The following is a 1,452-nucleotide window of genomic DNA, read 5'->3' on the forward strand; positions in this document are numbered from 1 at the left end:
GCTCTTCTTAAAGGCTTGTTAGGGTCTAGGAGGTCTTGGCTAACCCCCTTTGGGGGTTTCCCTCCCCCCCCTTGCGCTAGGCTCTGCTATGGGCTCTTTAGCCACTGCTTTCTTTGGTGTGGCCTTATAGAGCATCTTGCCTTGTTGTATTTGGGCTTGTAATTGGGGCAATTCTTCTAAAGCATGGCGACTGAACTCCCAGCCGATCGGGGTCTTATGCGCCACACTAATGAAGGCTTCTTTAGGGCCTTTAAACTCTTTGAGAAAGTAAAGTCCCCCATCTACATGGCTTAAGATATCGGGCTGATTCAAAGTAGAGGGGACATCAAGCAAGTGCGCTTTAGGGTTAGGGGCTTGAATCTTAAAGAGAGTATGCGGGCCAAGCTCCATGTACACTACTTGATTGTCTTCTAATTTACCCCCTAGTAAAGCCTCTTGCATCTCTTGACTAAACTGGGTTCTAAAAGTCTGTTGATCGTTCTTAAGCCCAAGAGCCTTGCCCCACTCTTGGGGGTAATCTGTGGGGCTATGATAGCCCTTTAGTGCCGCTGGGGGTCTTTTTGTCTTTTGGTGATCCACCACCACCCATGCCTGTTTGCCATTTCTATTGGGGCTTCTAAGCCACAAAGTTAAGCCATGGTAATCTGCCCCATTTTTGAGCCATAGCGTGCTAATATCCTGTGTTTCTTGGATGCGCACACCCTTATGGATAATACCCGTCAAAGCCTCGTAAACCCTGCTTCTCTCGCTTAAAGAAGGATGCGCGATAAAATCCCCATAAGCCTTTTTATTTCTTAGAATTTTAGAGAGTCCGATATCTATCGCCTTGCCCTCTTTGAGCCCCTCTCCCTTGCCCCATATGAGATCGATCTCGCCCAAGTCTCCCCGTTTGAACGCCGCGCGCACTTGCCCATCTTTCTCCTTATCCAATAGGGCGATCGCCTGCAAACCCGTGCCTCTGAAATCGGTGTATTCATAGCTTCTATCTAGATCGCCTACTTGGTACTTAAGGGGGGGTATGCTATGCTTGTCTAAGTCCTTCTGGGCAAGATGCCCATGCTCAGACCCTTTAGAAACATCTTTAGGGCTTGTAGATTGGCCGAAAGTCTCTACAGGGGGGCGTTTGTACTCATAAGCCGTGATCACCCATGTATTGTCTCCCTTGCCAAACCACCCTTCAGACAAGCCTACTCTAAACTCCCCTTCTTTTGTGGGCACAACAATGGTTTTAATGCCTGTGGGGCTTGTTTTAAGCTCCCCATCACGCACTAAATACTCCAACCCCCCCGCCAACTTCTCCAAAGACGTACCCCCCTCAAACCCACTAAAGTCATCAAGGTGTTTTTCTACAATCTTAGACAATCCATAGGGCTTGAGTGGCTTGCCATTGGCTCCTTTTAAGCCTTGCAAACGCTGTGCGTTTGCTCCCCACACCAAATCAATATAGCCCAA

General features: G+C 48.5%; 1 protein-coding gene. It reads right to left on the bottom strand.

Features of this window, described 5'->3' with window-relative positions; translation table 11 throughout:
* Positions 1-39: 39 nt before the first annotated feature.
* A partial coding sequence (locus EAO38_RS08510; RefSeq protein ID WP_162982755.1) for a putative barnase/colicin E5 family endoribonuclease occupies positions 40-1,452 on the bottom strand: 1,413 nt, incomplete at its 5' end.

This window comes from Helicobacter vulpis (assembly GCF_003660395.1).
Lineage (GTDB): Bacteria > Campylobacterota > Campylobacteria > Campylobacterales > Helicobacteraceae > Helicobacter > Helicobacter vulpis.